Annotated in this window: 25 protein-coding genes; 15 read left to right on the top strand and 10 right to left on the bottom strand. The window is 65.6% G+C overall.

The features are described 5' to 3' along the window. Positions 1-97 precede the first annotated feature (97 nt). From ACEL92_RS05220 to ACEL92_RS05195, 6 genes are all read left to right on the top strand, one after another. Entirely contained in the window at positions 98-1,294 is a 1,197-nt protein-coding gene (locus tag ACEL92_RS05220) for a cytochrome P450 (RefSeq protein ID WP_374024579.1), read from the top strand. Positions 1,295-1,326: 32 nt separating this feature from the next. Beyond that, entirely contained in the window at positions 1,327-2,088 is a 762-nt protein-coding gene (locus tag ACEL92_RS05215; protein ID WP_374024578.1) for an enoyl-CoA hydratase/isomerase family protein, read from the top strand. 128 nt (positions 2,089-2,216) lie between these two features. Further along, entirely contained in the window at positions 2,217-3,032 is an 816-nt protein-coding gene (locus ACEL92_RS05210) for an SDR family NAD(P)-dependent oxidoreductase (protein WP_374024577.1), read from the top strand. A 4-nt stretch (positions 3,033-3,036) separates the two neighbouring features. Further along, positions 3,037-3,573 carry a nuclear transport factor 2 family protein gene (locus tag ACEL92_RS05205; RefSeq protein ID WP_374024576.1) on the top strand — a complete coding sequence of 179 codons (537 nt, stop codon included), beginning with the start codon at positions 3,037-3,039 and terminating at the stop codon, positions 3,571-3,573. Then, the gene (locus ACEL92_RS05200) at positions 3,570-4,517 is read left to right on the top strand and encodes an SMP-30/gluconolactonase/LRE family protein (RefSeq protein ID WP_374024575.1); all 948 of its coding nucleotides are present in this window, start codon (positions 3,570-3,572) and stop codon (positions 4,515-4,517) included. The genes ACEL92_RS05205 and ACEL92_RS05200 overlap by 4 nt, the downstream gene beginning before the upstream one ends. Further along, on the top strand, positions 4,487-6,010 hold the full coding sequence (locus tag ACEL92_RS05195; RefSeq protein ID WP_374024574.1) for an adenylate/guanylate cyclase domain-containing protein: 1,524 nt from the start codon (positions 4,487-4,489) through the stop codon (positions 6,008-6,010). Before ACEL92_RS05200 ends, ACEL92_RS05195 begins: the two co-directional genes overlap by 31 nt. A gap of 53 nt (positions 6,011-6,063) precedes the next feature. Here the strand turns inward: ACEL92_RS05195 and ACEL92_RS05190 are convergent, their stop codons facing one another. Both ACEL92_RS05190 and ACEL92_RS05185 read right to left on the bottom strand, forming a co-directional pair. Continuing rightward, positions 6,064-7,224 (bottom strand): dihydrodipicolinate reductase, encoded by a 1,161-nt coding sequence (locus tag ACEL92_RS05190; protein ID WP_374024573.1) that lies wholly within the window; start codon positions 7,222-7,224, stop codon positions 6,064-6,066. Positions 7,225-7,249: 25 nt separating this feature from the next. Further along, positions 7,250-8,371 carry a dihydrodipicolinate reductase gene (locus ACEL92_RS05185; protein ID WP_374024572.1) on the bottom strand — a complete coding sequence of 374 codons (1,122 nt, stop codon included), beginning with the start codon at positions 8,369-8,371 and terminating at the stop codon, positions 7,250-7,252. 62 nt (positions 8,372-8,433) lie between these two features. On the opposite strand from ACEL92_RS05185, the gene ACEL92_RS05180 reads away from it, so the two are divergent. The 4 genes from ACEL92_RS05180 to ACEL92_RS05165 are packed head-to-tail and all read left to right on the top strand — an operon-like array spanning position 8,434 to position 11,454. Next, positions 8,434-8,850 carry a hypothetical protein gene (locus ACEL92_RS05180; protein ID WP_374024571.1) on the top strand — a complete coding sequence of 139 codons (417 nt, stop codon included), beginning with the start codon at positions 8,434-8,436 and terminating at the stop codon, positions 8,848-8,850. A gap of 17 nt (positions 8,851-8,867) precedes the next feature. Further along, positions 8,868-9,731: an SDR family oxidoreductase gene (locus ACEL92_RS05175; protein ID WP_374024570.1), complete on the top strand. Its 864-nt coding sequence runs from the start codon at positions 8,868-8,870 to the stop codon at positions 9,729-9,731. A gap of 9 nt (positions 9,732-9,740) precedes the next feature. Next, complete coding sequence (locus ACEL92_RS05170; protein WP_374024569.1) at positions 9,741-10,817, top strand: dihydrodipicolinate reductase; 1,077 nt, start codon at positions 9,741-9,743, stop codon at positions 10,815-10,817. 10 nt (positions 10,818-10,827) lie between these two features. Then, positions 10,828-11,454 carry a TetR/AcrR family transcriptional regulator gene (locus ACEL92_RS05165; protein ID WP_374024567.1) on the top strand — a complete coding sequence of 209 codons (627 nt, stop codon included), beginning with the start codon at positions 10,828-10,830 and terminating at the stop codon, positions 11,452-11,454. A gap of 33 nt (positions 11,455-11,487) precedes the next feature. Here ACEL92_RS05165 and ACEL92_RS05160 read toward each other — a convergent pair whose 3' ends face one another. Further along, positions 11,488-12,783, bottom strand: coding sequence for an amidohydrolase family protein (locus tag ACEL92_RS05160; RefSeq protein ID WP_374024566.1), 1,296 nt, complete (start codon positions 12,781-12,783; stop codon positions 11,488-11,490). A 116-nt stretch (positions 12,784-12,899) separates the two neighbouring features. Between ACEL92_RS05160 and ACEL92_RS05155 the strand changes: the two genes are divergently transcribed. Further along, positions 12,900-13,118: a hypothetical protein gene (locus tag ACEL92_RS05155; protein WP_374024565.1), complete on the top strand. Its 219-nt coding sequence runs from the start codon at positions 12,900-12,902 to the stop codon at positions 13,116-13,118. A gap of 10 nt (positions 13,119-13,128) precedes the next feature. On the opposite strand, the gene ACEL92_RS05150 is transcribed toward ACEL92_RS05155, so the two are convergent. From ACEL92_RS05150 to ACEL92_RS05125, 6 genes are read right to left on the bottom strand one after another with little or no spacing between them, the layout of a single operon-like run. After that, positions 13,129-14,268 carry an acyl-CoA dehydrogenase family protein gene (locus ACEL92_RS05150; RefSeq protein ID WP_374024564.1) on the bottom strand — a complete coding sequence of 380 codons (1,140 nt, stop codon included), beginning with the start codon at positions 14,266-14,268 and terminating at the stop codon, positions 13,129-13,131. 2 nt (positions 14,269-14,270) lie between these two features. Further along, positions 14,271-15,314: an acyl-CoA dehydrogenase family protein gene (locus tag ACEL92_RS05145; protein WP_374024563.1), complete on the bottom strand. Its 1,044-nt coding sequence runs from the start codon at positions 15,312-15,314 to the stop codon at positions 14,271-14,273. A gap of 2 nt (positions 15,315-15,316) precedes the next feature. After that, positions 15,317-16,510, bottom strand: coding sequence for a cytochrome P450 (locus tag ACEL92_RS05140; RefSeq protein WP_374024562.1), 1,194 nt, complete (start codon positions 16,508-16,510; stop codon positions 15,317-15,319). 51 nt (positions 16,511-16,561) lie between these two features. Continuing rightward, complete coding sequence (locus ACEL92_RS05135; protein WP_374024561.1) at positions 16,562-17,011, bottom strand: VOC family protein; 450 nt, start codon at positions 17,009-17,011, stop codon at positions 16,562-16,564. Beyond that, positions 17,008-18,201: a CoA transferase gene (locus ACEL92_RS05130; protein ID WP_374026083.1), complete on the bottom strand. Its 1,194-nt coding sequence runs from the start codon at positions 18,199-18,201 to the stop codon at positions 17,008-17,010. Before ACEL92_RS05130 ends, ACEL92_RS05135 begins: the two co-directional genes overlap by 4 nt. A gap of 5 nt (positions 18,202-18,206) precedes the next feature. Further along, a complete protein-coding gene (locus tag ACEL92_RS05125) occupies positions 18,207-19,445 on the bottom strand; it encodes a CaiB/BaiF CoA transferase family protein (RefSeq protein WP_374024560.1) in 1,239 nt (412 codons plus the stop codon). Positions 19,446-19,552: 107 nt separating this feature from the next. Between ACEL92_RS05125 and ACEL92_RS05120 the strand changes: the two genes are divergently transcribed. Genes ACEL92_RS05120 through ACEL92_RS05105 form a run of 4 tightly spaced genes read left to right on the top strand, consistent with a single transcriptional unit; the run spans position 19,553 to position 24,302 of the window. Beyond that, a complete protein-coding gene (locus ACEL92_RS05120) occupies positions 19,553-20,755 on the top strand; it encodes a cytochrome P450 (RefSeq protein WP_374024559.1) in 1,203 nt (400 codons plus the stop codon). A gap of 60 nt (positions 20,756-20,815) precedes the next feature. Further along, positions 20,816-22,036 carry a CaiB/BaiF CoA transferase family protein gene (locus tag ACEL92_RS05115; protein ID WP_374024558.1) on the top strand — a complete coding sequence of 407 codons (1,221 nt, stop codon included), beginning with the start codon at positions 20,816-20,818 and terminating at the stop codon, positions 22,034-22,036. 53 nt (positions 22,037-22,089) lie between these two features. After that, positions 22,090-22,947 (top strand): mycofactocin-coupled SDR family oxidoreductase, encoded by an 858-nt coding sequence (locus tag ACEL92_RS05110; RefSeq protein WP_374024557.1) that lies wholly within the window; start codon positions 22,090-22,092, stop codon positions 22,945-22,947. A gap of 14 nt (positions 22,948-22,961) precedes the next feature. Beyond that, entirely contained in the window at positions 22,962-24,302 is a 1,341-nt protein-coding gene (locus ACEL92_RS05105; protein ID WP_374024556.1) for a phosphotransferase, read from the top strand. Between the two features lie 18 nt (positions 24,303-24,320). On the opposite strand, the gene ACEL92_RS05100 is transcribed toward ACEL92_RS05105, so the two are convergent. After that, positions 24,321-25,535 (bottom strand): cytochrome P450, encoded by a 1,215-nt coding sequence (locus tag ACEL92_RS05100; RefSeq protein ID WP_374024555.1) that lies wholly within the window; start codon positions 25,533-25,535, stop codon positions 24,321-24,323. Positions 25,536-25,695: the final 160 nt, after the last annotated feature.

Here is a 25,695-nt window from a genome sequence, read left to right as displayed (position 1 = left end):
CGTCCTCCTCAACACCGGGCAGACGATCACCGCGCCGTCAGCATGGTGCAACTATACAGATAATGTATTAGTGTTCTTTGGCGGAGGGACGATGCCGATGACGACGATCGAGTTACGTTGGGATCCATTCGACCGCGCGTTGCACCAGAACCCGTACGGGGTCTGGAAACGGCTGCGCGACGAAGCGCCAACTTACTACAACGACCAGTACGGCTTCTATGCTTTGAGCCGGTTCGCTGACGTGATGGAAGCGTCGCTGGATACCGAGACGTTTTCCTCGTCGCACGGGATCACCCTCGACGCGATTACCGACGAGCCCTGGCCGTCGCCCCGGGCGATGATCATGATGGATCCGCCCGACCACACCGCACTGCGAAAGATGGTCAATCGCACGTTCTTTCGCACCCAGATCGCCCGCCTCGAGGACCGGGTCCGCGCGTTGTGCTGCGCCTACCTGGATGCGTTCGTCGGCACCGACGGCTTTGACTACGTGCGCGACTTCTCGATGAAGCTACCGGTGATGGTGATCAGCTCGCTGCTGGGCTTCCCCGAGGAAGACCACGACAACCTGCGCGAGTGGTCGGATGCCCAGCTACACCGCGACGAGGGCACGACCGAGCTGAGTGAGGAGGGCCAGCAGGCCAACGCGAAGCTGCTGGGCTACTACGCCGATCAGATTCAACGACGGCGGGCCGCACCGACCGACGACATCGTCGGCAACCTGATGACATCCGACCTGGTCCAGGCGGGCCGCGAGACCCGTCGCCTGGACGATGGCGAAGTGTTGATGTTCATCGCGATGATCAACGTCGCCGGCAACGAGACGGTTGCGCGTCTGCTGGGATGGGCCGCGCTGACACTGGCGCAGTACCCCGCCCAGCGGGCCAAGCTGGTCGACCGCCCTGACCTGATCGGCAACGCCGTCGAGGAACTGCTCCGTTACGACGCGCCGTCGCCCGTGCAGGGCCGCTACACGGAACGCGACGTCACCTACAACGGGACGCTCATCCCGGCGGGTTCGCGCGTTGCGCTGCTGACGGGGTCGGCGGGCCGAGACGAACGCCAATATGAGAACCCCGACGTGCTTGACGTCGAGCGCACGGGGATCCGGCACATCAGCTTCGGCCATGGTTCCCACTTCTGCCTGGGCGCGGCGCTGGCCCGCCTCGAGGCCCGGGTAGCGCTCGAGGAGACGTTGAAGCGTTTCCCGACCTGGGACGTCGACCGCGGCGCGGTGACGTACGTGCACACCAATTCCGTGCGCGGCCCCGCCAGCGTGCCGATGCGGCTGTGACCCCCGGCCTTACCGTCCGCACGGAAGGCGCCGTGCTCTGGTTGGTCTTGGACCGCCCCGAGGCCGGCAATTCGGTGACGCGGGCGGTGCAGCAGGCCCTCATCGAAAACCTGCGGTCGGCCTCCGACGAGCCAGGTGTCAGGGCGGTGGTCCTGACCGGCCGCGGGGACAAGCATTTCTGTACGGGGCCGAATCTGCGGGACCCGGGAATGCAGCCCAAGAAGGATCGGGTTGCGGGCGACGCCGCCCGCATCCTACGTACCGGTTCTCAGGCGGTGGTGTCCGCGTTGCTCGACTGCGAGAAGCCGGTGCTGTGCGCGCTCAACGGGATCGCCGCCGGCGTGGGCGCAAGCATGGTGCTGGCGTGCGACCTCATCGTGGCCTCCGAAAGCGCGCGGATCATCGAGCTTTTCGCGCGGCGCGGGCTCGCCCCCGACGGGGGTGCCGCCTACCTGCTGGCGCGCAAGGTCCCCTTCAACGTCGCAAAGCAGCTGCTGTTTTTCGGCGAGGAACTGTCGGCGGCGGAGGCCGAGCGCCTCGGCTTGGTCAACAAGGTCGTCGCCGCCGACGACCTGGAAGCCGAGACCGCCGCCTGGGCCCAGCGCCTCGCTGGCGGGCCCACCCGCGCGCTGGCGGCGGCCAAGGCGATGCTGAATCAGGCGTTCGACGTCGACCGCGACGCCGCTTTTCGCACCGAGGCGCTGTTGGTGGAGCAGGTCGCCGCGACCGACGACGTTGCCGAGGGCATGGCGGCTTTCACCGAGCGTCGCGACCCGAACTTTCGTGGATGCTGAGCTCTCGCGGTTGCCCCATGCCGCGATGACTCGATTGGGTAATAGAACACTCAGTGTTAATCTGTCACTCGCCGCGAGCTGGTGGAAGCCCGCTCACCGATGCCGTCCGAGGGCGTGAGGAGAAGCGAATGACGCTGCACCGGAGCGCCGCATCGCTGAACGGCCGGGTCGCCGTCGTCACGGGCGGGGGCGGTGGGATCGGAAGCGCCATCGCCGAGACCCTCACCGAATTCGGCGCACGGGTGGCCATCTGGGAGAAGGACCAGCCGAGTGCCACGGAGGTGGCCGCGCGGGTCGGCGGCCTCGCGTGCGTCACCGACGTACGCGACGCCGAACAGGTCGACGCGGCGCTGGCCACGACCGTCGACGCGCTGGGGGTTCCTACGATCCTGGTGAACAATGCCGGCGGGGTGTTCTGGTCGGACCTGCTGGACACCTCGCCCAACGGCTGGGATGCACTGATCCGGATCAATTTGACGCAGGTGCTGCTCTGTACGCAGCGCTTAGCGCGGGCCTTGGTCGACGCCGGGCGAGGCGGCAGCGTCATCAACATCAGCACCATCGAGGCGGTACGGGCCGCGCCCGGGTTCGCCGCTTACGCCGCGGCCAAAGCGGGGGTGGTCAACTTCACCAAGACGGCCGCGCTGGAACTGGCGCCGCACAACATCCGGGTCAACGGGCTCGCGCCCGACTTCACGCTCACCGAAAGTCTGCAGAAGATGGCGCCCAACGGCGTCGAGAACGCCAAACTCATGGTGCCGATGGGTCGCGCCGGTCACGTCGACGAAATGGCCGGGGCCGCAATCTTCCTCGCCAGTGACCTCAGCGCTTATGTGACCGGGCAGACGCTGCACGTCGACGGCGGGACATCGGCGGCCGGCGGGTGGTATCACCATCCGCAATCGGGGCGCTACATACTCGGCCCGCCGACCCCGGTGCCCTAGCCCGATGCACGACACCGAAATTCGGGACCTGTTGGCGAAGGAGGAGATTCGTCAACTGCCTTACCGTTACGCCGCCGCGATCGAAACGCGGGACGTCGCCGCGATGGCCGAATTGTTCGTCCCGCACGCCCGGTTCGGCGACCACGGACAGGGCCCCAAGGCGTTGCGCCGGCTGATGTTGGCAAGCATCGACGGGAGCGTATTCGCGGTCATCCTTGTCGCTAACCACCTCGTCGAGCTGGACACAGCGGATCGCGCCCGTGGGCAGGTTTGGGCCCAGTGTTTCGCCCAGACCGACGCCGAGGGGTTTGTCGAACAGCTCATCAAGTACGAAGACCGCTACGAGCGGCACTGCGGGCGTTGGCTTTTCCTGCATCGAAGGCATCGCCTATTCTACGGCGTGAGCCGCCGGCCGTCGCCCCTGACACAAGAAGCCGCATCCTGGCCACGAAACCAGACCGGCGTCGGTGACCTGCCGCTGAGCGACCCGGCCTTCACGGCTTGGTGGCAAAGCAAAGGCGACGGGGAAACGCGGCCGTGAGCTCCGGCCGTTGCCTAGCCGGGGGGCTCTCCTTCCCCGAAAGCCCGGTCGTCTACGACGACGGTTCCGTCGTGGTATCGGAGATGGCGGCCGGCAGGATCACCCGCGTCCGCCCCGACGGCGTCACCGAGACGGTCGCCGAGACCGGCGGTGGCCCCAACGGGGTGGCTCGGCTTTCGGACGCTCGGCTGGTGGTCTGCCAGAATGGCGGCTCCACCTTCGGACTCGGGCCGTGGCCCTACGATTTCGTCGGCTGCGCAAGACTTTTCCGGCCGGTGGGGCCGCCCGATCACCCCGTCGTTCCCGCGCTGCAGCTGATCGAGGCCGGCGGTCAGGTCAGCACCCTGTGCACCGAATTCACCGCGCTTTCAGGCAGCACGCTGCCGCTGATGCGGCCCAGCGACATCTGCGTTGACGGCGATAACGGCTTCTACGTCACCGACGGCGGAGTCACGCGGAGCCGCAACCGCGGCATGACCGGCCTGCTCTACGGCACCGTCGACGGTGGGCTTCGCGAGATCGTTTACCCACTCGAGATGCCCAACGGCGTTACCCTGTCCCCGGACGGGGCGTTGCTCTACGTGGCCGAGACGCGAACGCGCCGAGTCTGGGAATTCACGCTCGACGGCCCCGGAGTGGTGTCGCGGGCGCGCGGTCTGGCAACGGTGCCCAGCGGCGGTCCGCTAAATATCGGTGGGGCGGACGGCCTATGTGTGGACGCGGCCGGCCGGATCCTCGTCGCGACCCTCGGGACGGGCGGCGTCACCGTCTTGTCGCCGAGCGGCGAGCTGTTGGGCGCCATTCCGGCGGACGACCCGATGACCACCAACGTCGCCGTGAGCGCCGATGGCGACACGTTGTTCATGACGCTCGCCTCATCGGGGCGACTGGTCATGGTGGAGAACTGGCGGGAATGCCTGGGCGCTGCCCCGGCGTCGCCGTGAAGCCGGTCCGGCAGCGGCTGCGCTCGCCATTCGCTCCCGCCGGAAGACCACTGGTGATATCCGGCGCGGTCATCCCAACACTTGTCGGCGCGGCGGTGATCGCCGCACTGGCCCTGTGGGGTCTCCCGACCGGCACGGCGCTAGCCCAACACCATGTGTTACTGCTCAACATCGCTGTGGCGCTGGGCTATTGCGCCATCAGCCTGCCCTTTGCGGTGATCTGCGGTTACCTGTGGATGAGCCTGCCGGCGGACGCGAGTGACGCCACCGCACGTCGCGTCGTCTTGGCCATACCGAGGAGAATGGCCGTCGTCCACGGGGCGGTGTGGTCCACGGCCAGTGTGGTTTTCGTGCTCATCAATCTCAGCAAACCGTGGCTGGCGGCAACGCTGGGCGTGTCGATGATCCTGGGCGCCATCGTGACAACCGCGCTGTCCTACTGGATGTGCAAGATCGCGCTGCGGCCGACGGCGGCCAGGCTGCTCACCGAAGACCCGCCGACACGGCCACGGGGGCCGGGTCTGCGGCTGCGCGCGGTGAGCGCCTGGGTGATCGGAACCGGCATCCCGACGCTGATGGTCATGCTCGTCGCCGCGAGCGCACTCTTCGTCGAGTACTCCGCGCACCGGCTTGCGCTGGTTGTTCTCGTACTCGGGGGTTGCGCCATGGCCTGTGGCCTGGTGGTCGCCGCATTCAACGCATCAACCATCGCCGATCCCATCGACGAGGTCAGGGACGGCATGCAGTCGGTTCAGCGCGGCGAATTCGACGTGTCAGTAGCCGTTTTCGACGCGTCCGAGCTGGGACTGCTGCAAGCGGGATTCAACACGATGGCGACCGGGCTGCGGGAACGCGAACGGCTGCGCGACCTGTTCGGCCGCCACGTCGGCCACGATGTGGCTCGTCGGGCGGAGCAACTCGCGGGCGCGGGTGACCGGATCGAGTTCGACGGGGTCAACCGCGACGTCGCGGTGTTGTTCGTGGATCTGGTGGGCTCGACACGACTGGCCATCACACTGGAGCCCCACGAGTTGCTCGCTACGCTCAACGAGTTTTTCGCGGTGGTGGTGAACGTCGTCGAACAAAACGGCGGTCTTGTCAACAAGTTCGAAGGGGACGCCGCACTGGCGATTTTCGGCGCTCCCGTCGACGACGTCGAATGCGCCTCGCACGCGCTGGCGACCGCGCGTGAACTCAACAGGCTGCTGAATCCGCCCGGCGCGCCGATAAGGGCCGGCATCGGCGTGTCGGCCGGCATGGCGGTGGCCGGCAACGTCGGCCACCCTGGCCGGTACGAATACACGGTGATCGGCGACCCGGTCAACGAGGCGGCTCGGCTCACCGAGGTCGCCAAGCTGTCGGTCGGCGTCGCCGCGTCGGCCACCGCACTTGTCATGGCGAGTCAGGCGGAGTCAGGGCGGTGGCGGGTCGTCGACTCCAAAGTGTTACGCGGTCGCGCCAATTCGACCGACATCGCCGTACCGGTCGAATGAGGTCAAAGCGCATCAGCCTGTTCGGGCCTCGAGTGCCGTCGGGACGACGTCGCCTAGCCCGTCCGGGTATCGTGATGCCCTTCGATCGTCAGGATCCCTTGTTTGCGTGGCCGGAGCGATCCGATCGCCGGCGTCAGGGGCATGTGTAGTGCATCGACCAGCCCTGGGGCAGCATCACATACCCAGGGAATCGCGTTGATGGCGCGCATACCCGTCGCGAGCAGTCCGTGGTCGGTGGAGTCTTCGGTGGGGTTGAAGCCAGTCTCGAATTCGGCGTCGAAGCTGGGCTCGCCTTCGATGATCACGCGCCAAACCCCATCGATGCCGCCGGCTCGGCTCTTGGGCCAGTCGGGCGCGACGTCGTCTGCCATCCTGTCCACGTGCTCGATCGTGATCACTTCTTCGCCGTCGACGATGCCGATGCAGCGGAACCAGACGCCCGCTACGTTGCCGGGTTCGATCACCCCGGACAGGGTCTGCAGACGCCGGGGCGCCGGCGCGAATTCGTGACTTTCGCGGATCTCGTCGAGCTGGACACCGAGCGATTCGGCGACCATCGTGACCGCGGCGCCCCAGCCATAAGTGATCACGCCGGGAATCGCTATGCCGCCCTGGTAATCCATCGGCTGGCCGAAGCCGAATAGTTCACGCATCTCGTAGACGGTGTTGTCGCGCGAGTAGTCGGTGATCTCCAAGCCCCGGATTGAGTAGATGCGGTTGGACATCGAGGCCATCGCGACAGCCATGAGGTCGCAGCCGAAGCCGGGCTCGATGCCCGACGAATAGATCGAGCTGCCGCCCTTGATCGCCGAGTCGACGATGCGTTGCACGGTCGACGGCTTGATCGAGCCCCGCGGGTAGACCAGACCCGGAACGGACGTGGTGACGATGTTTTTGCCCGCCTCCAGGATTTGGCAGAAGTCGCTGATCGCCTCGCGCGGGCGGCTGGTTGCCGGCCCGGTGTAGATGATGCAATCCGCGTCGCTGGCAAGTATTGCGGCCTGGTCGCGGGTGGCTAGCACACCCAGCGGATCGATGCCGGCGATCTGGCCCGCGTCCTTGCCGTCTTTGGACTCCGAATGCACCCAGACCCCCACCAGGTCGAGGTTGGGGCGGTCGGCGACGGCACGGATGGCCAACCGTCCGACGCGTCCGGTCGCCCACACGACGACCTTGTACGAACGGTTCGGATCATCCAGCGGTCCTGGGCTCATCGGTGAGCCTCCTTTTCTGTTGGGGCTAGAAGGCGGGGACGCCGTCGCCGCGGGGATGCAAGGCGCCCAGCGGTGTAGTGAGCGGCAGGTGCAAGGCGTCAACGATGCCCGGCTCCGCCTCGCACACCCATGGGATGGCATTGACAGCACGCATACCGGTGGCCAAAAGTCCGTGATCGCTGGCACTTTCGCCCTTGCGGTGGCCGACCTCGAATTCGCCGTCGAACGAAGGCTCGCCGTCGATCAGTACTCGCCAGACTCCGTCGGTGGCACCGGTACGTCCCGTGGGCCAGTCCGGGGCCAGATCGTCGGCCATCCGATCGACATGCTCGAGGCTGACCACCTCGTGCCCGTCGACGACGCCCACGCACTTGGCGTAGGTCGCGCCGACGGTACCGGCCGGGATCAGACCGCTGGCGGTGTGCAGATCGCGGGGGGTGGGCAGGAAATCACATGTCTCCCGGATTTCGTCGAAGTCGACTCCCAGGGCGTCGGCAACCATCGTGATCGCTGCGCCCCAGCCCCACTTCAACACACCCGGCTGCCTCAATCCGCCCTGGTAGTCCAGCGGTTGGCCGAACCCGAAAAGTTCGCGCACATCCCACTGCACCGGATACTCGGAATAATTCGTGATCTCGATGCCGCGTACCGAGTAGACCTTGTGCGACATGGTCATCAAGGCGATTGGGAAGAGGTCGCAGCCAAAGCCCGGCTCAATCCCCGAGGAGAAGATCGAACTGCGCCCGCTGGCGGTCGCTTCACGGATGGGATCGAGGAAACGCTTTGAGAGGGAACCTTTTTCGTAGACCAACCCGGGCAGTGAGGTGGTGACCACGTTGGCGCCCGAGGAGAGGATGCGGCAGAAGTCGGCCAGGGCTTCGGCGGGCCGCGGACCGGCCGGTGCGGCGTACATCACGCAGTCGACTCCAGAGGCCAGCAAGGCATCGGCGTCGCGGGTGGCGCGCACTCCGACCGGGTCGATACCTGCGAGGGTGCCGACGTCCTGGCCGTCCTTGGCCTCGGAATGCACCCAAGCCCCGACGAGTTCGAGATTGGGCCGGTCGATGACCGTCCGGATGGCGTAGCGGCCGACGCCGCCGGTGGCCCAGACCGCGACGCGATACCGCTTGTGCTGACGCTCGGCCATCAATTCCTCCTCGCTTCGCCTGAAACCTATCCGCAAAACCATAACAGCTGTAATCTTCTGTCGTGGCCGAATCCGAGGAACGACCGATTCTGCATCACGCCGTGCTTGCCGTCGCGCCAGAACGGTTGGCGCGTATCTCGCAGTTCTTTTCCGAACTCGGGTTTCGTTTCCAGGAGTTCGATCTCGACGACGTCGGATTACACGTCCTGCTGGACTGGGCCCGCGGAGTGGAACTGGTCGCACCCAATGGGGCCGACCCCGACAATCCGGTACGCCGATTCCTCAACGCGCACGGTGATGGGGTGTACAGCCTCGCGCTGCGCGTCGATGACGCGCCGACAGCAGAGCAGATAGCGCGCAAATACGAAGGTGGTACGGATTTCTCGCAGCACCGCGACGGAGACGGCTGGCAGCTCGACGAAATCCAAATGACGGTGCTGGGACTGCCGCTGACGTTTCTCTCCACCGACCTTCCCTGACCAGATTGGAGTTGAGCATGGGAGAACTTGACGGGAAGATCGCTCTTGTGACCGGCACGAGCCGGGGCGTCGGGGTGGGCATTGCCCACGAGCTGCTGCGGGCCGGCGCCACCGTGATCGGTTGCTCACGAACGGCCCTCGATACTCTGCCCGGCACGGACACCAACCCCGAATGGGAGCGGCGGTCAGCCCAAAAGGTCTGTGACCAAGCCGATTACTGTGCCATCGACGAACTGGTGCAGTGGGTCGCCGACACCTATGGCCGGTTGGACGTCCTGGTCAACAACGCGGGCGGAACCGTGCCGTCGCCGTCGGTCGACGCCGTCCCGGCGCTGGTGTCTCGTATCCAAGGCGCGCCGGCCAGTGATGACGACTACGAGCGCAGCGCCCTGTTCCATGCGTTTGCAGTACAGATGAACCTGATCAGTCCGCTATGGTTTGCGATTCGCGCCTATCGGCAGATGAAAACCCAAGATGGCGTGGGTTGCATCATCAATATCTCCAGCGGGGCCGGACATCCCGCGGGGTCCCCGACGCTGGTGTCCTACGGGGCCGCCAAAGCCGGACTCAACCAGATGACGCGTTCGCTGGCCCAGGAGTGGGGTCCTTGCGTTCGGGTGAACTGCGTCGCGCTCGGGCCGACCATCACCGAGAACTTCCGGTCTTTCGTACTCCCCAAAGACGATCCGACCGGCAGCGAGTACTTCGTCAACGTTCCGATGCGTCGCGGCGGAGAACCCGAAGAGGTCGGCCGCACGTGCGTGTTTCTCGCTTCCGGCGCAGCAGATTTCATCAATGGCACCACGATCGAGATCGACGGCGGCATGCTACCTGGCGTGTTGTACGACGCGGGCCTGAAGACCATCACCGACCTGCTCTGAAGGACAGCCATGACACGACGTCGCATCATCCAGTTCTCCACCGGCAACGTCGGTGTACACGCCCTGCGCCTCATCATCGAGCGGCCCGACCTCGAGCTGGTCGGCGTGCACGCGGCCAGCCCGCAGAAGGCGGGCCGCGACGCTTCCGAGCTGTGCGGGCTCGACAAGCCCACCGGCGTGATCGCCAGCGACGATGTCGAGGCGTTGGTGGCCCTGGCCGCCGACTGCGTGGTTTACACCTCGCAGGCCGAGACCCGCCCTGCCGAGGCGATGGAGGAGATCGCACGATTCCTGCGGGCTGGCACCAACGTCGTCGGGTCATCATTCGTCTGGCTGGTCGCACCCGACTTCACCGATGCATGGTTGCGTCAACCACTCGAAAAAGCTTGCCGCGACGGCGATTCAACGCTCTACATCAACGGCATCGACCCCGGCTTCTCAGGGGACACCCTGGTCTACACCGCGCTGAGCCTGGCTGGGCGCGCCACCGCCGTCACGGTCCAGGAGATCTGCGATTACGGCAGCTACGACGACGCCGAGTTCACCGGTGTCAGCTTCGGCTTCGGCACCGACCGGGACCACCAGCCCATCCTGTTTGCGCCAGGCGTACTGGCCTCGATGTGGGGCATCCAGGTCCGCAGCCTGGCCGCCGACCTCGGCATAAAACTTGACGAGGTGCGCGAACGTCACGAGAAATGGGTAACGCCCGAACCGATCTCGTGCACGATGATGAACGTCGACGTGGGCAAGGTCGCGGCCGTGCGCTTCGGAGTGGAAGGAATCCGCGACGGGCACGTCGCAATCACCATGGAGCACGTGAACCGGTTGACCGAGGTGGCGGCACCACACTGGCCCTATCCCCCGGACGGACGTCCGGGGGTACACCGTGTCGTCGTCGAGGGTGATCCCGGTATCGAGATCAACACCCACGTCGGCGGATCAAGCACCGATCACAATGTGGGCGGAGTGGTTGCCACCGCAGCGCGGCCGCTCAACGCCATCGAAACGGTCTGCCGGGCACCGGCCGGCATTCTCGCGGCCCACGACCTGCGTCCGCTCGACTACACCAGCGGCATCATGTGGTGACATAACAGGCATGCCGATCGAACCTCGGCGGCCACCGGGCGGTAATCAATTGCGCGCAGAGCAGACCCGGCAAGCCGTCATCGACGAAACCGTCCGCTACATCCTCGACGAAGGCTTCGCCGCACCGAGTGTCCGCCGTATCACCGAAAGGGCTGGCGTCACATGGGGTGTGGTGCAGTATCACTTCGGCGATCTAGATGGCCTGCTCATCGCCGTGGTGAACCAGGGGTTTGGCCAACTTGTCGACGTCCTCGACGGACTGCCCGCTGTGATCTCGAGCCTCCCAATCGAACAGCGTACCCAAGTGGTCGTCGATGCTGCGTGGGAGGCGTTCTCCAGCCCCACATCGATGGCGGCGCTGGAGATTCTGATCTCCACACGGTCCGGTCGCCAGCAGGCCGTCAACAAACACCTCACGGACGTGATGCGCCAGTTGACCGAATTGGGACGACACCTCGGTGAGGGCCTAGACCCCCAGCACGCCACCGAGATCGGCAACCTAATCTGGGCTACTCTAAGGGGGATCGTTGTGGCACAGCTTGTTTCATCGATGCCATTGGACACTGCACGGGATCGTCAAGCATTGGTCGACGTGCTAACCGCCTACATCTCCTTCCATGGCAACGCAAGGCGATGATCCGGAGGGTCACCACGGCCAGCGCGAGCCGGCTCAGACCTTGTGCGACTTCTGCTCTTCCATCTTGTTCAGGAAGGTCTCCAATCCGATGCCACCGTGGCCCGCCATGACCTCGTCGTAGTCGTATTGTGGCGGGTTGCCGCCGTTGGGACGCCATCCGGCATCCGCGGTGCAGGACTTGAAGCCGTCCTCGGGGAACGCATACCAGCGCCGCGTGTTGAGTTCGACGATTTTGGCGGCCTCCTCGTCGGGCACGTCGGCGAGCATCTCCTCGGCGCGCGCGCGGCTCTTGGGCCAGAACGAGTCAGAGTGCGGGTAGTCGCATTCCCAGGTGATGTTGTCGATGCCAATCTGGTGGCGCATCGACATGCCGACTTCGTCTTCGATGAAGCATCCGGAGATGTTGCGCCGGAACAAGTCCGACGGCGCCACCGTGGGATGGATGTTCTGGTAGAACTTGTGCTTGCGCCACACGTAGTCCGCGCGCTCGACGAGGTACGGCATCCAGCCGACACCGCCTTCGGAGAACGCGACTTTGAGGTTCGGGTGCTTGTGGAACACCGGTGAGAAGATGAGCTCGGTCGCCGCAGCCATCGACGTGGTGCCCATCAACGTGATCATCACCGCGAAGGGCGCCTCGGGTGCGGTCTGGGGTGGGAATCCGCCACTGCCGAAATGCATCACCGCGGTCAGGTTGGTCTCTTCGAGCGCCGACCACACCGGCTCCCAGTACGCGGTGTGGTAGCTGGGCAGCTTCAGGTTGGTCGGGTTGTCCGGCAGCCCGATCGCCCGCGCGCCCTTGGCCGCCACCCGCTCGATCTCGGCGACGATCAGCGCCGGGTCCCACAGCGGCGTGATCGCCATCGGGATGAACCGGGCGGGGTCCGTGGCACACCACTCGTCGAGCGAGAAGTCGTTCCATGCCTGCACGGACAGGTGTGCGAGTTCCTTGTCCTCGCCTTCCAAGAACACGGTGCCACAGAAGCGCGGGAAGGACGGAAAGCACAGCATGGCGTGCACTCCGTCGATGTCCATGTCCGCCAGTCGGGCTTTCGGGTCGTAGCACCCGGGGATCATGTCGGCGTAGCGGATCGGATCGACACCGAACTCCTCGGGCGACTTGCCGGCGACCGCGTTCAGCCCGATGTTCGGATACGGCCGGCCCTCGTAGACCCACTGCTGCACCGGCGGGGCCCCGTCGCGCGGGAAATCGACGATGCGGGGACCGTCGTCGAGGAACTTCTTCGGCAGCCTGTCCGCCCAGACCTGCGGTGGCTCGATCAGGTGGTCGTCGACGGACAGAAGCTTCATCGAAGGTTGCAGCGGCATTGTGGGAGTCGATTCTCGAAGTCGTGCGATACGGTACAAGTGAACAGATTGTGACTAGTTGACTATAGCGCCGATCGTGGCCGGAGCTCAAACGAACAGGCACATCAAGGAGAACCATGACACAACCCGACACCCCACAGTCACGCATCCCGCACGACGACTGGTCAGATCAGGACCTGCTCACGAAAGGTGAGGCGGCCGAACGCCTTGCCGCCGAAATAGCCGAGGTCACTGCCAAACTGGGCGCGTCGGACGACAAAGACGAAACCCTGATGCGACGACTCGCGGGGCTTCAGGAGGCCTACAAGCACCTGACCGGGGGCCCGCAGGGCTGACCGAGCCCGCTCAGGCCCGCGGCAGGCCCAGCACCCGTTGCGCGACGATGTTGCGCTGGATTTGAGCGGTCCCGCCGTAGATGCTGGCGGCGCGCGACCATACGTAGATGTCCCATTCCAGGCCTTCGGTGAGCAGCGGGCCAGTGGCCGACAGGTCCATCATGGCGTGGGCGAAGAACTGGTCGGCGCGCGTCATCAGCAACTTGTCCACCGACCCTTCGGGCCCGGGAAGCTTGCCGTTTTGGCGCTCCGTGAGCGATCTCATGACTTTGATCTGCAGCGCGCGCAACTCCACATAGGCCTGCCCGAGCCGGGCCCGCGCCGACGGCGAGTCTTCGAGCCAGCCGACGCGAACGTCGTCCTCGAGGCGCCGCAGCTGCGTCTTGAGGCGGCCGATCCAGTTGATGTCGCTGGGACCGCGCTCGTAGGCAAGCAGCTGGTTGGCGATGGACCAGCCCTCCCCGCGCTTGCCGAGCAGGTTGCTTGCGGGAACGTCCACGTTGTCGAAGGTGATCTCGGTGAACTCGCGGTTGCGCGCGGCGTTGATGATGGGGCGCACCTCGATACCGGGCGTCGACATCGGCACCAGCAACACGGAGATGCCCGCGTGCTTCGGTGCCTCCGGCTCGGTGCGGCACAGCAGAAAGCACCAGTCGGCGACCGCACCGAAGCTCGTCCAGATCTTGCGGCCATTGACGCGAAACATCTCGCGCCCGCCGGTACCGATGAAATCGGCCCGGGTCTTGAGACCGGCTAGGTCGGATCCGGCCTCGGGTTCGGAGAAGCCCTGACACCAGCGCACGCGGCCGGATAACAGGCCGGGCAGCAGCGTGTCGCGCTGCTCGTTCGTCCCGAACAGGCGCAACGCGTTGCTCAGGTGACCGACGCCCTCGATGGGCGCGGCGCCGGCCCGCCCGAGCTCGTCGTTGAGGATCGCCTCGTAGACCGGCGCCTTACCATGGCCCCCATATTCGACAGGGAAGGACAACCCGATGTATCCGGCTTCGTAAAGGGTCTGATGCCAGGCGTTTTGCGCGTCCGCCCGGGCGGCCGGGTCGTCGGGGACCGCTGCGTCGGCGGCATGCTCGGACAGCCACTGCCTGAGCTCGGCGCGGAACTGCGCTTCGGGTGCGCTGTCGTTGAAGTCCATCGTTAAGCGAGCTCCCGATTCGCCAGCCGCAGCGCGGCGATGGCCTCGTAGTGCAGCGTCTCGTCGCCGAACAACCGCCGGTCCAACAGAGTCCGGCGCAGCCGCAGGTGCGAAACGTGCTCCCAGGTGATCGCGATGCCACCGAAGACCTGAACCGTCGTCTCCACCACCTGCCGACCCGCGGCCGAGGCGTATGCCTTGGCCGTCATCGCCGCCAGGCGGGCCTCGTCGGCCGGCAAGTGGTCGATCGCCCACGCGGCGTGCCAGAGGCAACTCCGGGCGCCCTCCACTTGCACCAGGGCATCGGCGAGCAGATGACCGACGGCCTGAAACGAGCCGATCTTCACCCCGAATTGAGCCCGCTCCCCCGCGTAGCGCACCGCGTCGTCCAGGGCACCCTGCATGATGCCGACCAGGTCGGCGGCGATGGCGCTCATCGCCAACGACTCCACCCGCTGCCACCGTTCGTCATCGATGGCCTCGCCGGTCACCACCGCCGGGGCGGCCGAATCGGCTGGCAAACAACGGAATTCACGGGTCAGGTCCAGTCCGCGCGGGTCAGCAGCGCCCAGCGGTGCGCACATGAGCCGGCGTTGTCCGTCGGTGCGGGTGGCCAGTAGTCCGTGGGTGGCGCCCGCGGCGTCGAATGCCACCCCAGGTCGGTGAGCCGAGCCGAAGCCCATCAAGTCGGGGACCAGTACCGGCGCCAGCCGAAGGCTGCCTTCCGCGATGAGCTCCAGTTCCTTCTCGGCTCCGGCCGCCTCCAAGAGTTCGGTGGCCAGCACCGCCTGGCCCGCCACCGGCACGGCGCTGAGGGTCCTGGCGAGTTCTTCGATGACGATGATGGTTTCGACGCCGCTCGCCTCGAGTCCACACAGGCGCGGCGAACGCAGCGTTGGCACACCGAGATCCACCAGTCGGCGCCACTGGGCGTCGAGCGCCTCGCCGGTCGGGATCGCGTCCGCACTGGTAACCCCAAGGCTCTCCCCCAGCTGCGCGGCGGTGTCGCGGAGCAGTTGCTGCTCGTCGGTGAAGGCGATCTCCATGGTCAGCGCAGGGTCATCTCCACGCTGGTGTATCCGCGCACCGTCGCGGTGAGCACGCGTTCGCGCGCGCCGATGGCGTAATCGGGGAATCTGTCGGCGATGTATTCGAACACCAGTTGCGCCTCCCGGCGCGCCAACCATTGCCCTAGGCAGATGTGGATCCCCCACCCGAAATAAACGTCGGTGCCGCGCGGCCTGTCGATGATGAAGCGGTCGGGATCGTGGTAGCGCCGTTCGTCGCGGTTGGCGCTGCCCAGGAGCAGCAGCACCCAGTCGCCGGCATGCATCGTGACGCCGTGACGCTCGACGGGCCGGGTCAAGGTGCGGGCCACCCAGTGGCTCGGGGTGTCGTAGCGCAGCGCCTCGTTCACCGCGACCGGAACGAGGCTGCGGTCCTTCACGATGCGATGCCACTCCTCGGGGTGCTCGGCCAGCGCGACGAGGCCGTTGGAGATCAGCTTCTGCGTGGTTTCCGAGCCGGCGGCCGACAGGAGATTGCAGAACATCAGCACCTCGTGCGGGGTCAAGGCGCGCTGGCCGCCGGCTTCGGGATCCTCAAAGCTGGCCTGCAGCACGATGCTGATCAGGTCGTCGCCCGGGTCGGTGCGGCGCCGCTCGATCAGGTCACCGATGTACTGGCTGATCAGGCGGTTTGCCTCGATGGCTTGGGCCGGCATCGCGACCTGCCCTTCCTCCCGGGTGAGGAAGGCCTCCCACCAGATGCGTAACTGCGCGCGGTCGCTGTGCGGCACGCCGAGGAGATCACCTATCACGTCCGTGGGGACCGAGAACGCAAAGGCCTCCATCGCGTCGACGGTGGTGCCCGGTCGCAGCCGGCCAAGGTGCGTGTTGACCACCGCCCGCAGGGCAGATTCCATGGCGGCGACCGCTTTTGGCGTGAAGAAACCCTTGAGGACCCCGCGAATGCGGTCGTGGCGGGGCGGGTCCATGGAGATCACCGAGTACTTGCGCCCGTCATCGTCCGGGTTCTCCGGTGCCGGACCGCGTTTGGACGAGAACGTCTCCCAATCCCGAAGGGCCTGCGAAACGTCGTCGAACCTGGACAGCACCCACCACCGATTCTCCGGGTCCCGGTAGACCGGCGCCTCGTCCCGCAATCTCCGGTACACCGGGTATGGATCGTCGAAGATCGCCTTGGAGAACGGCGAATACATCAACTCGCTGGTCGCTGGCACAGCACGACTCTATCATCGCGATGAACAATCGGACGCTGAGTGACTAATTGCTCAGCTGCCCGGCGGCGTGCGCTCGATCAACTCGATCCAGTTGCCGTCGGGGTCGGTGGCCATCAATCCCCTGTTTCCGCCCTCGAATGTGACCGTTCGTTCCGGTCGGACTTGGCCACCCAGGCGCTCGATACGCGCGACGAACGCGTCCGGGTCGTCGACGCGGAAAGACAGGTGCGTGAAGCCCACGGCGTTCATCCGGCGGGGCCGGCGCTTCTCCAGCACGCCCGGTACCGGATAGCTGAGCAACTCGAGGCGAAATCCGTCGCGTTGCAGGTAGACCAGGTCCAGCACCAGCCCTGGGACGCCCAGCAGCTGCGCCGTCTCGGCCCCGTCGACCCGGAGGCGACCGCTTTCGTCGAATCCCAGCGCCGCGCAATAGAATCGGACGGAACTTTCGAGATCGCTGACACAGAGCCCGATATGGGTGAGGCGGTCACCGGGTGTCATGCGGTGTCGTCGTCAAGTTCGTCGAGCAGCGCGTTGTGTTCCCCGAGCAGGGGTGGCCGTACCGGGCTGCCTGCCGGATTGGCGCTGAACAGGTATGGCGTGCCCGGATAGCGGAAGGTCTCCCCCAATTCCGGGTGCTGGACCGGCACGTGAAACCCGCGGGCAGCAACGTGTTCGTCCTCGAAGGCCTCATCGGGTGACAGCACCGCTCCGGCGGGGAATCCGCGTCGCTGGCTTTCCAGGAAGTACTCGTGGGCCGGCATCCGGGAAGCGATCAAGGTGATCGCGTCGCGGGCCGCCGTCAGGATCGCGGTGGTCTCGTCGTCGGCGCCGATCATCGCGATGTCGACCGGCTTGTCGCGAGAGGCGGCCATTTCCAAGAACACCGCCTCGGGAAGCTCGTCGGTCAGGCCGAGGTCCGCGAGCCAGTTCAGCAGGTTCGCGAATTCGGGCGGCTTGCGGGGCAGCACGCCGGTGGTGGCGTAGGCACCGTCCGCGCACCGGACCTGGGTCGGTTGGCTCCGCGTGAAGTACGCGTGACGGCCGGTCTGGCGGACGCACGTCTCGCTGTTGACCAGCCAGTGGTAGGTCGTCTGCTCGGAACTGACGTTGCAGGCCGCGTTGACGCTGACGTCGACGAGCTGACCCTGGCCGGTCTGGTCGCGGTGCGCAAGCGCCACCAGCGCTCCGATCGCGCAATACAGACCGGCGATGTTTGCCGACTGTTCGCCGGCGCCGCGGACCGGCGGCAGGGAGTGGTCGTCGTAACCGCAGTTCCAGACCGGACCGCCGCCGGCGAGCATGGTGAGATCGGTGACCGGTTGGTCGGCCCGCATGCTGTCGAGCCCGAAGGGGGTGACCGCCACCCAGATCAAGGACGGGTGCCGGGCATCGCCGACGGGGCCGGCCCCGGAGATCACGATGTCGGCGCTAGCGATCAGGCGCCCCAATGCGCTGACACCCTTCGCGGAGTCGAGATCGACGGTCACCGACCGCTTGCCCACGTTGCCGCTCCACCATCGCAGGCTGGTGTCCGCACCGATGTTGTCGTGCGCGAACGGCGGTCGCGACCGGTGTGAGGATCCGTCGGGAGGTTCGACGACGACCACCTCGGCGCCGAGTTCGGCGAGCAGCCTTCCCCCGACGGGGGTGAACTGGCCGCTGACCTCGACGACGCGGAGCCCGCTCAGCGCGTTCAGATCACACCCTGCTTCGTCAAGTCGTCCAACTCCTGATCGCTGCGCCCGAGCAGTCCGCCGAGCACGCTCCGGTTGTGTTCGCCCAGACACGGGGCGGCCCGAGAAATGCTCCACGGCGAGGCCGACATTCGCAGAGGAAGGCCCTCGACGCGCACCGTCCCGATCTCGGGATGCGTCACGGTCGGGAAGAGTCCCCATTCGGCGACGTCCGGGTCTTCGTCGATCCGTTCCCGGGGCGACTTGACGACGCTCGCCGGAACGCCGGCCGCGCTGAGTTCGCCTGAGAGCGCGGTTGCTTCGCGCGTTCGGGTGCACGCGCCTACGAGTTCGTCGAGTGCGGCGGCGGCGAGCAACCGCTGCTCCAAGGTGGCGAACCGGTCGTCCGTCAGCCGCGGTTCGTCGAGGACTTTGGACAGCAGCGCGACGTCCCGGTCGTCGCGGCAGGCGATGGCTATCCACCGATCCTCGCCCAGGCAGGGGTAGATCCCGTGCGGGGCCATCTCGCCAAAGTCGGCGTGGTTACCGTCCGGGAGCCCCGGCCGGCGGGCGGACCGCTCGTTGACGGTCCAGTCCAGCACCTCGGCGGGCAGCATCGCGATACCGGCCGGCACCGTGGCCAAATCGATATGCTGGCCCTCGCCGGTGCGCTCGCGCTGATGCAGGGCAGCCAGTATCGCCACGGTCATGTAGTAGGCGGCAATGTGGTCCATATAGGAGTAGCCCCATCCCGCCGGCTCCTCGTCGGGCAGCCCGGCCGTGAAGGTCAACCCGCTCAGCGCCTGGACGATCGGACCCCAGGTCTTGAAGTCCCGGTACGGCCCGGTGTGGCCGAAGCCGCAGTTGGAGACGTAGATGATGCCCGGCTTGATCCGGCGCAGCTCGTCGTAGCCAAAACCCATCCTGTCCAGCACGCCTGCCGCGAAATTCTCGCAGACGAGGTCGGAGACGGCGATCAGCTCACGCAGCAACTCCTTGCCGGCCGCGAGACGCAGGTTGATGGTCACCCCGAGCTTGCCTACGTTGTGGTTGTTGAAGCCGGCGCCCAGATTCACGCCCCGACGCTCGTCGACGAACGGGCCCACGCCGCGCAATGCATCCCACATCCCCCGCGTTGCAGGGTCTTCGACGCGAATGACCTCGGCGCCGAAGGCCGCGAGGATCTTCGTCGCCCCGGCACCGGCCAGTTGACCGCCCAGGTCGCACACGCGAAGGTGGGACAAACCGGCGGTCACCATGCAACAATAAAACATTATTTGTTCTGCTGCCAACGCGATCGGACGGCTCCGGATGTAAGGGCCGTGCTCGCAGATTAACAGTTGATGTTCTATTGTTCAGTCTTATGGTGACGATCACAGCCGCCCGGTTCGACGAACCGGCGTTCTACCTCGGCGACCCGAACGCCACGTTCGCGCAGCTGCGCGAGCACGACCCCGTGCATTGGTACGACGAGGGAAAATTCTGGGTCATCACCAAATACGAAGATATCAAGGGTATCTCGGCTCGACCCGAGAAGTTCAAGTCGGAGCGCGTTGGGATCATGATGGATCTGATCGCGCACCGGGAGGGACGCGACCCTCAGGGGTACGGGAACCGCGGCATCATGTTCATGGATCCGCCGATGCACCGGGTGCACCGGAAGGCTGTCGGCGTGCGGTTCACACCGGCCGCGGTCGCCAAGATGGAGGCGCGGGTGCGCCAGGTGGTCAAAGACGTGCTTGACGACCTCCCGGACGGTGAATTCGACTGGATCCAACGGGTCGCCGAGCCCATCCCCGTGTATGTGTTCGCGTACCTGCTGGGAGTGCCCGAAGAAGACTGGCCCAAGGTGGCGGGGTGGGCGACCACGATCGCCAACGTCGGTGGCGGCTCCGCGAGCGATGAGGACTACGCGTTCATCTTCGAACACATCGGGCCCTATCTGATGGGCCTCGTCGCCGAACGCAAGGAGCGTCCTCAGGACGATCTGCTCACGATGCTCTCCCAGGTGACCATTGACGGAGAACCCTTCAACGACATGCAGGTGATGATCTACGCGCTCACCTTGCTCGCCGCCGGCAGTGAGACGACGCAGAGTCTGATCGCGGGAATCGCCGACTGTCTCGACACTCATCCCGACCAATCGGCGGCGTTGTTCGCCGATCCAGCCCTCAGCGGCAACGCCGTTGAGGAGGTGCTGCGTTACTGGACGCCGGTGATGAGCATGGCCCGGCAGGCGGCCCGCGACGTTCGTCTGGGCGGCGCCGAGGTCAAGGAAGGCGACGGGGTGCTGCTGGCCTATGCGTCCGCAAACCGCGACCAGGAGCACTGGGGCCCGACCGCCGAACAGTTCGACATCCACCGCAAGGACGCCGCCAATCACCTCGGCTTCGGAGTCGGCGAGCACTTCTGCATGGGCGCCGCGCTGGCTCGACGCGAAGCTCGTCTGCTGCTGGAGGAAGTAGCGCGGCGGGCCAAGGGCATTCACGTGGTCGGTGACCGAGTGCCCCGCGTGTCGACATTGGTGCACACGCACGACCACCTGCCTGTCACCCTGGACTATCGCTGACATGGCAGCGAGGCCAGCTTGCCGCGCGCGTCAACCATCGTCTCGCCGGTAAGGATGCGCATGAACAATCCGTTGGCGGGCGTACGCGTCCTCGAGGTTGCGCAGTGGACCTTCGTCCCGGCCGCCGGCGCGGTGCTGGCGGACTGGGGCGCCGACGTACTGAAGATCGAACATCCACGCACCGGTGATGCCCAGCGGGGCCTACGGCAGCTCGGCAACGTGCAGATCGCCGGTGATCGCAACCCCGTCATGGAGCACGCGAACCGCGGCAAACGATCTATCGCCCTGGATATTTCGACGCCAGCCGGCCATGAACTGCTGATGGACATTGCGCGCACGAGCGACGTGTTCCTGACGAACTTCTTGCCCGACGCCCGCGCCAAACTGCGGATCGACGTCGATGATTTGCGGACGGCCAATCCCGACATCGTCTATGTGCGGGGCAGCGCATACGGAACGCTCGGCGACGAGGCGGGCATCGGCGGCTACGACATGACGGGCTTCTGGAGCCGCGGCGGTAGCGCGGCAAGCGTCACCCCGCCCGATATGGCAGGCGTCGTCGCACAACCCGGACCGGCCTACGGAGATTCGATGGGCGGCATGACAATCGCAGGCGGAGTCGCGGCGGCGCTGTTCGCGCGTGAACGAACCGGTGAGGCCAAGGTCGTGGATGTGTCGCTGCTCGGAGTGGGGGTGTGGGCGATGGGGGTGGCCGTCAACGCAGCGCTGATCTCCGGGCAGCCGTGGCGGGCAACCCCCGCAGGGGCCAACGTCGCCCCGCACAATCCGCTGGTGGGCTTCTACCGCACCGGCGACGGTCGCTACATGGGATTGTCGATGATGCAAGCTTTCCGCTATTGGGCGGACTTCTGTGCGCGGGTAGGGGTCCCCGAGCTTGCCGCCGACGAACGCTTTGCAAGCCATGAGCTGTTAACCCGCAATGCGGCGCAGGCAACCGCGATGCTGCGCAAGGTACTCGGGAGTCACACGCTCGAGCACTGGCGCGAAGCGCTGGCCGGTTTCGAAGGGCAGTGGGCGCCCGTACAGAACACGATGGATGTCGCGGCCGACGAGCAGGTCAGGGCGAACGGCGTCATCGTGCCCATTAATGGCAGCGGCGGTGCCCGCGAATTGGTTTCGAGCCCGGTGCTTTTCGATCAAACACCGTTTGCTCTCGGCCCGACACCGGAGTTCGCGGAACATACCGAAGCGCTGTTACTCGAACTGGGCAAGGACTGGGACGACATCATTGCCCTCAAAGACAGCGGAACCATCGCGTGACCAAGACGACCTTCATGGCCTGACGGCGAAAGAGCCACCAACGGAGGAAGCACATGAATCGAGTCAGCGGCAAAGTAGCGGTCGTCACGGGCGCCGCGCGCGGTCAAGGACGCAGTCACGCAGTCCATCTCGCCGACGAGGGCGCTGACATCATTGCCCTGGACATCTGCGAGGACATTGCGACCAACGACTACGCGATGGCACGCAAGGGCGACCTCGACGAGACGGCGAAGTTGGTGGAGAAGGCAGGACGACGCGTCGTCACCGCGGTGGCCGATGTGCGGGATCGGGCGGCCCTGAAGAAGGCGATCGATGACGGCGTTGCCGAACTGGGCGGGCTGCACATCGTCGTCGCCAACGCCGGCATCTGCCCGCACGGAGAGCACAAAGGCTATCCGGCATTCCGCGATGTCTTCGACGTGAACTTTCTCGGCGTCATCAACACCGTCAACGCCGCATTCGACCATCTAGGCACCGGCGCGTCGATCATTGCCACCGGCTCGATCGCCGGCCTCGTCCCCCAACACGACATGTACAACGGCGGCGGCAATGCGGGCCCTGGGGGGCTCGGCTACGGTTTGGCCAAGAAATTCGTCCGCGACTGGGTCAAATCGATGGCTATGACGCTGGCGGCGCGCCAGATTCGCGTTAACGCGGTGCATCCGACGAACGTCAACACCGCGATGATGAACAACCCGATGATGTACAAGACGTTTCGGCCCGACCTCGAGGCTCCGACCCACGACGAGGCCTTTGTGGTCTACCCGATACTTCAGGCGATGCCGGTGCCGTGGGTGCAGCCCGAGGACATCTCGCACGCCGTGGTCTACCTCGCGTCCGACGAGTCGCGTTACGTCACCGGCCTGCAGATGTACGTCGACGCCGGCGCCGCGCTGAAAATGGGCTTTTAGCTCCCGCGATAACCGTGAAACCCGACGAGGCGGTACGAGGCTGGCTGGAAGGCCATATCGGGCCGGTCCGAACCTTCGAACGCCAACCACGTTGGCGCCCAGCCTGGTTCGCCGACGTTGAACGCGACGGCGTAATCGTGCCGCTGTATGTGCGTGGGGACCGCGAAGGCATGGAGTTCTCGTTGTCCACCTATCGCGAGGCAGATGTCCTTGAAGCCCTGGAAAAGCAGGGGATCCCGGTTCCGCACATCCACGGTCGGATCGACACGCCACCGGCCATCGTGATGGATCGCCTGCCGGGCGACACCAATCTGTCGACATCGCCCACAACAGCAGAACGTAATTCGGTCATCGATGAATACATGGAAATACTTGCGCGGATCCATCGGCTGGATCCAAGTGAGTTCTTGGCCGTCGGGCTAAAAATGCCCAACGACCCTCAGCAGCATGCGTTGTCGAGCTTCGAAGAGTCCGTGTCGCGGTACCGGTCTACCAAAAAACGCCCGGAGCCTTTTCTGGAATTCGGCATCGGCTGGATCCGACGCCACGTTCCCGAGCATCGGTTCGACCCTCGTTTCGTACTGGGCGATCCCGGACAGTTCATGTTCGCCGAGGGTCGTGTGACCGGACTGCTCGACGTCGAGCTGGCCTACCTCGGCGACACCGCCCACGACCTGGCAGGGCTGCGCCTGCGCGACATCTCCGAGCCCCTCGGCGACCTAGAGCGGGCGTTTCGGCGCTATGAGGAGGTCTCCGGTGCACAACTGGACCTGCCGGTGGTCGAGTTCCACACCGCCCAGTTCGCGCTGACGACGCCTCTTTCGCTGGTCATGATCCTGCACAATCCTTTTCCGATGAGCGACTTGCTGCAGTATGTGGAGTGGTTCTGGCAATGCTCGCTCAACGCAGTCGAAGCAATGGCCGCCTTCGAGGGCGTCGCCCTCGACGATTACCTACTCCCGCGGGCGGCAGATGTCCGCCAGGGCGGCCTTGTCGACGCCTTGGCGCCCATCATCGAGGACTTGGCGGCCGAGACCGAGATTGAGCGCTTCCGCCGGCATCAGACCGCGCAAACCGCGCGCTACGTTGCCGACCTCTGCCGACACGGTCCCGCCATCGAAGCCGAAAACCTTGACGATATCGAGCGCCTGCTCGGTTCTCGATGCGCCGACTGGCGTGCGGGCGACGAGGCCCTGGAGGCGTTCGTGCTGCGCGCGCCCGAGAACATGGACGCCGAACTCGTTCGGCTGTTTCACCGCCGCATCATGCGGCAAATGCGTCTGCTAGAACCAGTTCTCAATCGCAGTGGCGGCGTGCAGCCGCTAATACCGCTGGCGCAGTTACTCGGCCGCTGACACCCGTGTCGTAGGCCTCTACCGGGCGGCCAGCTCCAGACGCTTCCGTCGCCGGACCAGGATGCTGGGCAACCAATCTCCGACGTCGCACGCGTCGATCCAGGTGGTGCGCTCCAGTAGCATCTTGAACACGATCTGAGCCTCCAACCGGGCCAGGGCCGCCCCGACGCAGAAATGCACGCCCTTGCCGAACGTCACATGCCCCTTCCCGTTGCTGCGGTCGAGAAGGAATTCGTTCGGCGACTCGAAGTGCTCGGGGTCGCGGTTGGCGGCTCCCCATAAAAGAATCAGATGCGCATTCCCCGGCACCTCCACGCCGCCGAGTGTGGTGTCGCGCCACACATGGCGGTAGTGGCCACGAAACGGCGGCTCGTAGCGCAGTGTCTCTTCGATGAAATTGTTCAGTAATTCCGGGTTTTCGCGAATCCGCTCTTGGACCTCGGGGCGGTCAGCGAGAATCCATGCCGCACTGCCCAACAACGAGGCGGTCGACTCGCCGGCGGCACTGAACAGCGTGAGCATGATGCCCATCGCCACGGCCTGGTCCACCTCGCCGGAGGCGTAGCGGGCGGCCATGTCCGGTATCAGCCCGGATTCGTCCGCGGTATCCGCCTTGTCGAAATGTTCCATGACGTACGCGGACAGTTCGAACGCCGCAACCCCGGCCTCTGCGAGCTGCCCCTCGGTGACGACGCCGTCGAGCAGGGTGGTGGTGGCGTAACCCAGCCGGATCAGTTTGTCGACATCGGCATGGGGCAGGCCCAGCAATTTTGCGACCACCATCATCGGGAGCCGGTTCGCCACCGCGCTCATCCATTCGATGCGTCCTTCGTGCAGGTTCTCCTCCCACAGGCGCTCGGCGGTCTCCGCAGCGAATTCCTCGATGATCCGCACCCTGCGCGCGGACAGGTGTGGGAGCAAGATCTTGCGGTGCAGCGCGTGCGTCGGATCATCTGCTGTGGCCAGGGCGTGGCTGGGGCTACCCGCCTCCATCATCGGCAACGCTGCGATGCTGCCGTCCTCGCGGAAAATCATGGTTGCCGTGAGATTGGACGAAAAGTCTTCGACCCGAGTGACGGCCTCGATCAACGCGTCCCAGCCACACACGGCATAGAAGTCGGAATCGGCGATGCGATGCACCGGGGCCGTCGCGCGCATCCGGTCATACATCGGATACGGATCCTGCAAAGCCTCGGCACCGAAGAAATCGACCGGGTCGCTCAAGACCGCCATAGACCCAGGCTGAAGGTGACCGTCGGCGCGGTCAATAGGGCGAGGAAAGGTTGATAAGCCCCCCGCCGCGCCGTCCGTGCACCCCAAACCCCTTGCGAGGGAGGACCAGCGCGTTAGCCTGAGAATTGTTGCCGATAATTCTCAGGCTGAGAGAAGTTTT

It is taken from the genome of Mycobacterium hainanense (assembly GCF_041890355.1).
GTDB lineage: Bacteria > Actinomycetota > Actinomycetes > Mycobacteriales > Mycobacteriaceae > Mycobacterium > Mycobacterium hainanense.
The sequence above is the reverse complement of the archived record's forward strand: the minus strand, read 5'-3'. Positions and strand labels throughout refer to the sequence as shown.

What these genes read in the sequence shown, in the direction of transcription:
- ACEL92_RS05145 (WP_374024563.1), bottom strand. Translation starts at nt 15,314, where the DNA reads ATGGAGATCGCCTTCACCGACGAGCAGCAACTGCTCCGCGACACCGCC.
- ACEL92_RS05160 (WP_374024566.1), bottom strand. Translation starts at nt 12,783, where the DNA reads ATGCCGCTGCAACCTTCGATGAAGCTTCTGTCCGTCGACGACCACCTG.
- ACEL92_RS05150 (WP_374024564.1), bottom strand. Translation starts at nt 14,268, where the DNA reads ATGGACTTCAACGACAGCGCACCCGAAGCGCAGTTCCGCGCCGAGCTC.
- ACEL92_RS05195 (WP_374024574.1), top strand. Translation starts at nt 4,487, where the DNA reads ATGCCTGGGCGCTGCCCCGGCGTCGCCGTGAAGCCGGTCCGGCAGCGG.
- ACEL92_RS05170 (WP_374024569.1), top strand. Translation starts at nt 9,741, where the DNA reads ATGACACGACGTCGCATCATCCAGTTCTCCACCGGCAACGTCGGTGTA.
- ACEL92_RS05175 (WP_374024570.1), top strand. Translation starts at nt 8,868, where the DNA reads ATGGGAGAACTTGACGGGAAGATCGCTCTTGTGACCGGCACGAGCCGG.
- ACEL92_RS05185 (WP_374024572.1), bottom strand. Translation starts at nt 8,371, where the DNA reads ATGGCCGAGCGTCAGCACAAGCGGTATCGCGTCGCGGTCTGGGCCACC.
- ACEL92_RS05155 (WP_374024565.1), top strand. Translation starts at nt 12,900, where the DNA reads ATGACACAACCCGACACCCCACAGTCACGCATCCCGCACGACGACTGG.
- ACEL92_RS05210 (WP_374024577.1), top strand. Translation starts at nt 2,217, where the DNA reads ATGACGCTGCACCGGAGCGCCGCATCGCTGAACGGCCGGGTCGCCGTC.
- ACEL92_RS05190 (WP_374024573.1), bottom strand. Translation starts at nt 7,224, where the DNA reads ATGAGCCCAGGACCGCTGGATGATCCGAACCGTTCGTACAAGGTCGTC.
- ACEL92_RS05220 (WP_374024579.1), top strand. Translation starts at nt 98, where the DNA reads ATGACGACGATCGAGTTACGTTGGGATCCATTCGACCGCGCGTTGCAC.
- ACEL92_RS05115 (WP_374024558.1), top strand. Translation starts at nt 20,816, where the DNA reads ATGAACAATCCGTTGGCGGGCGTACGCGTCCTCGAGGTTGCGCAGTGG.
- ACEL92_RS05135 (WP_374024561.1), bottom strand. Translation starts at nt 17,011, where the DNA reads ATGACACCCGGTGACCGCCTCACCCATATCGGGCTCTGTGTCAGCGAT.
- ACEL92_RS05205 (WP_374024576.1), top strand. Translation starts at nt 3,037, where the DNA reads ATGCACGACACCGAAATTCGGGACCTGTTGGCGAAGGAGGAGATTCGT.
- ACEL92_RS05165 (WP_374024567.1), top strand. Translation starts at nt 10,828, where the DNA reads ATGCCGATCGAACCTCGGCGGCCACCGGGCGGTAATCAATTGCGCGCA.
- ACEL92_RS05100 (WP_374024555.1), bottom strand. Translation starts at nt 25,535, where the DNA reads ATGGCGGTCTTGAGCGACCCGGTCGATTTCTTCGGTGCCGAGGCTTTG.
- ACEL92_RS05110 (WP_374024557.1), top strand. Translation starts at nt 22,090, where the DNA reads ATGAATCGAGTCAGCGGCAAAGTAGCGGTCGTCACGGGCGCCGCGCGC.
- ACEL92_RS05125 (WP_374024560.1), bottom strand. Translation starts at nt 19,445, where the DNA reads ATGGTGACCGCCGGTTTGTCCCACCTTCGCGTGTGCGACCTGGGCGGT.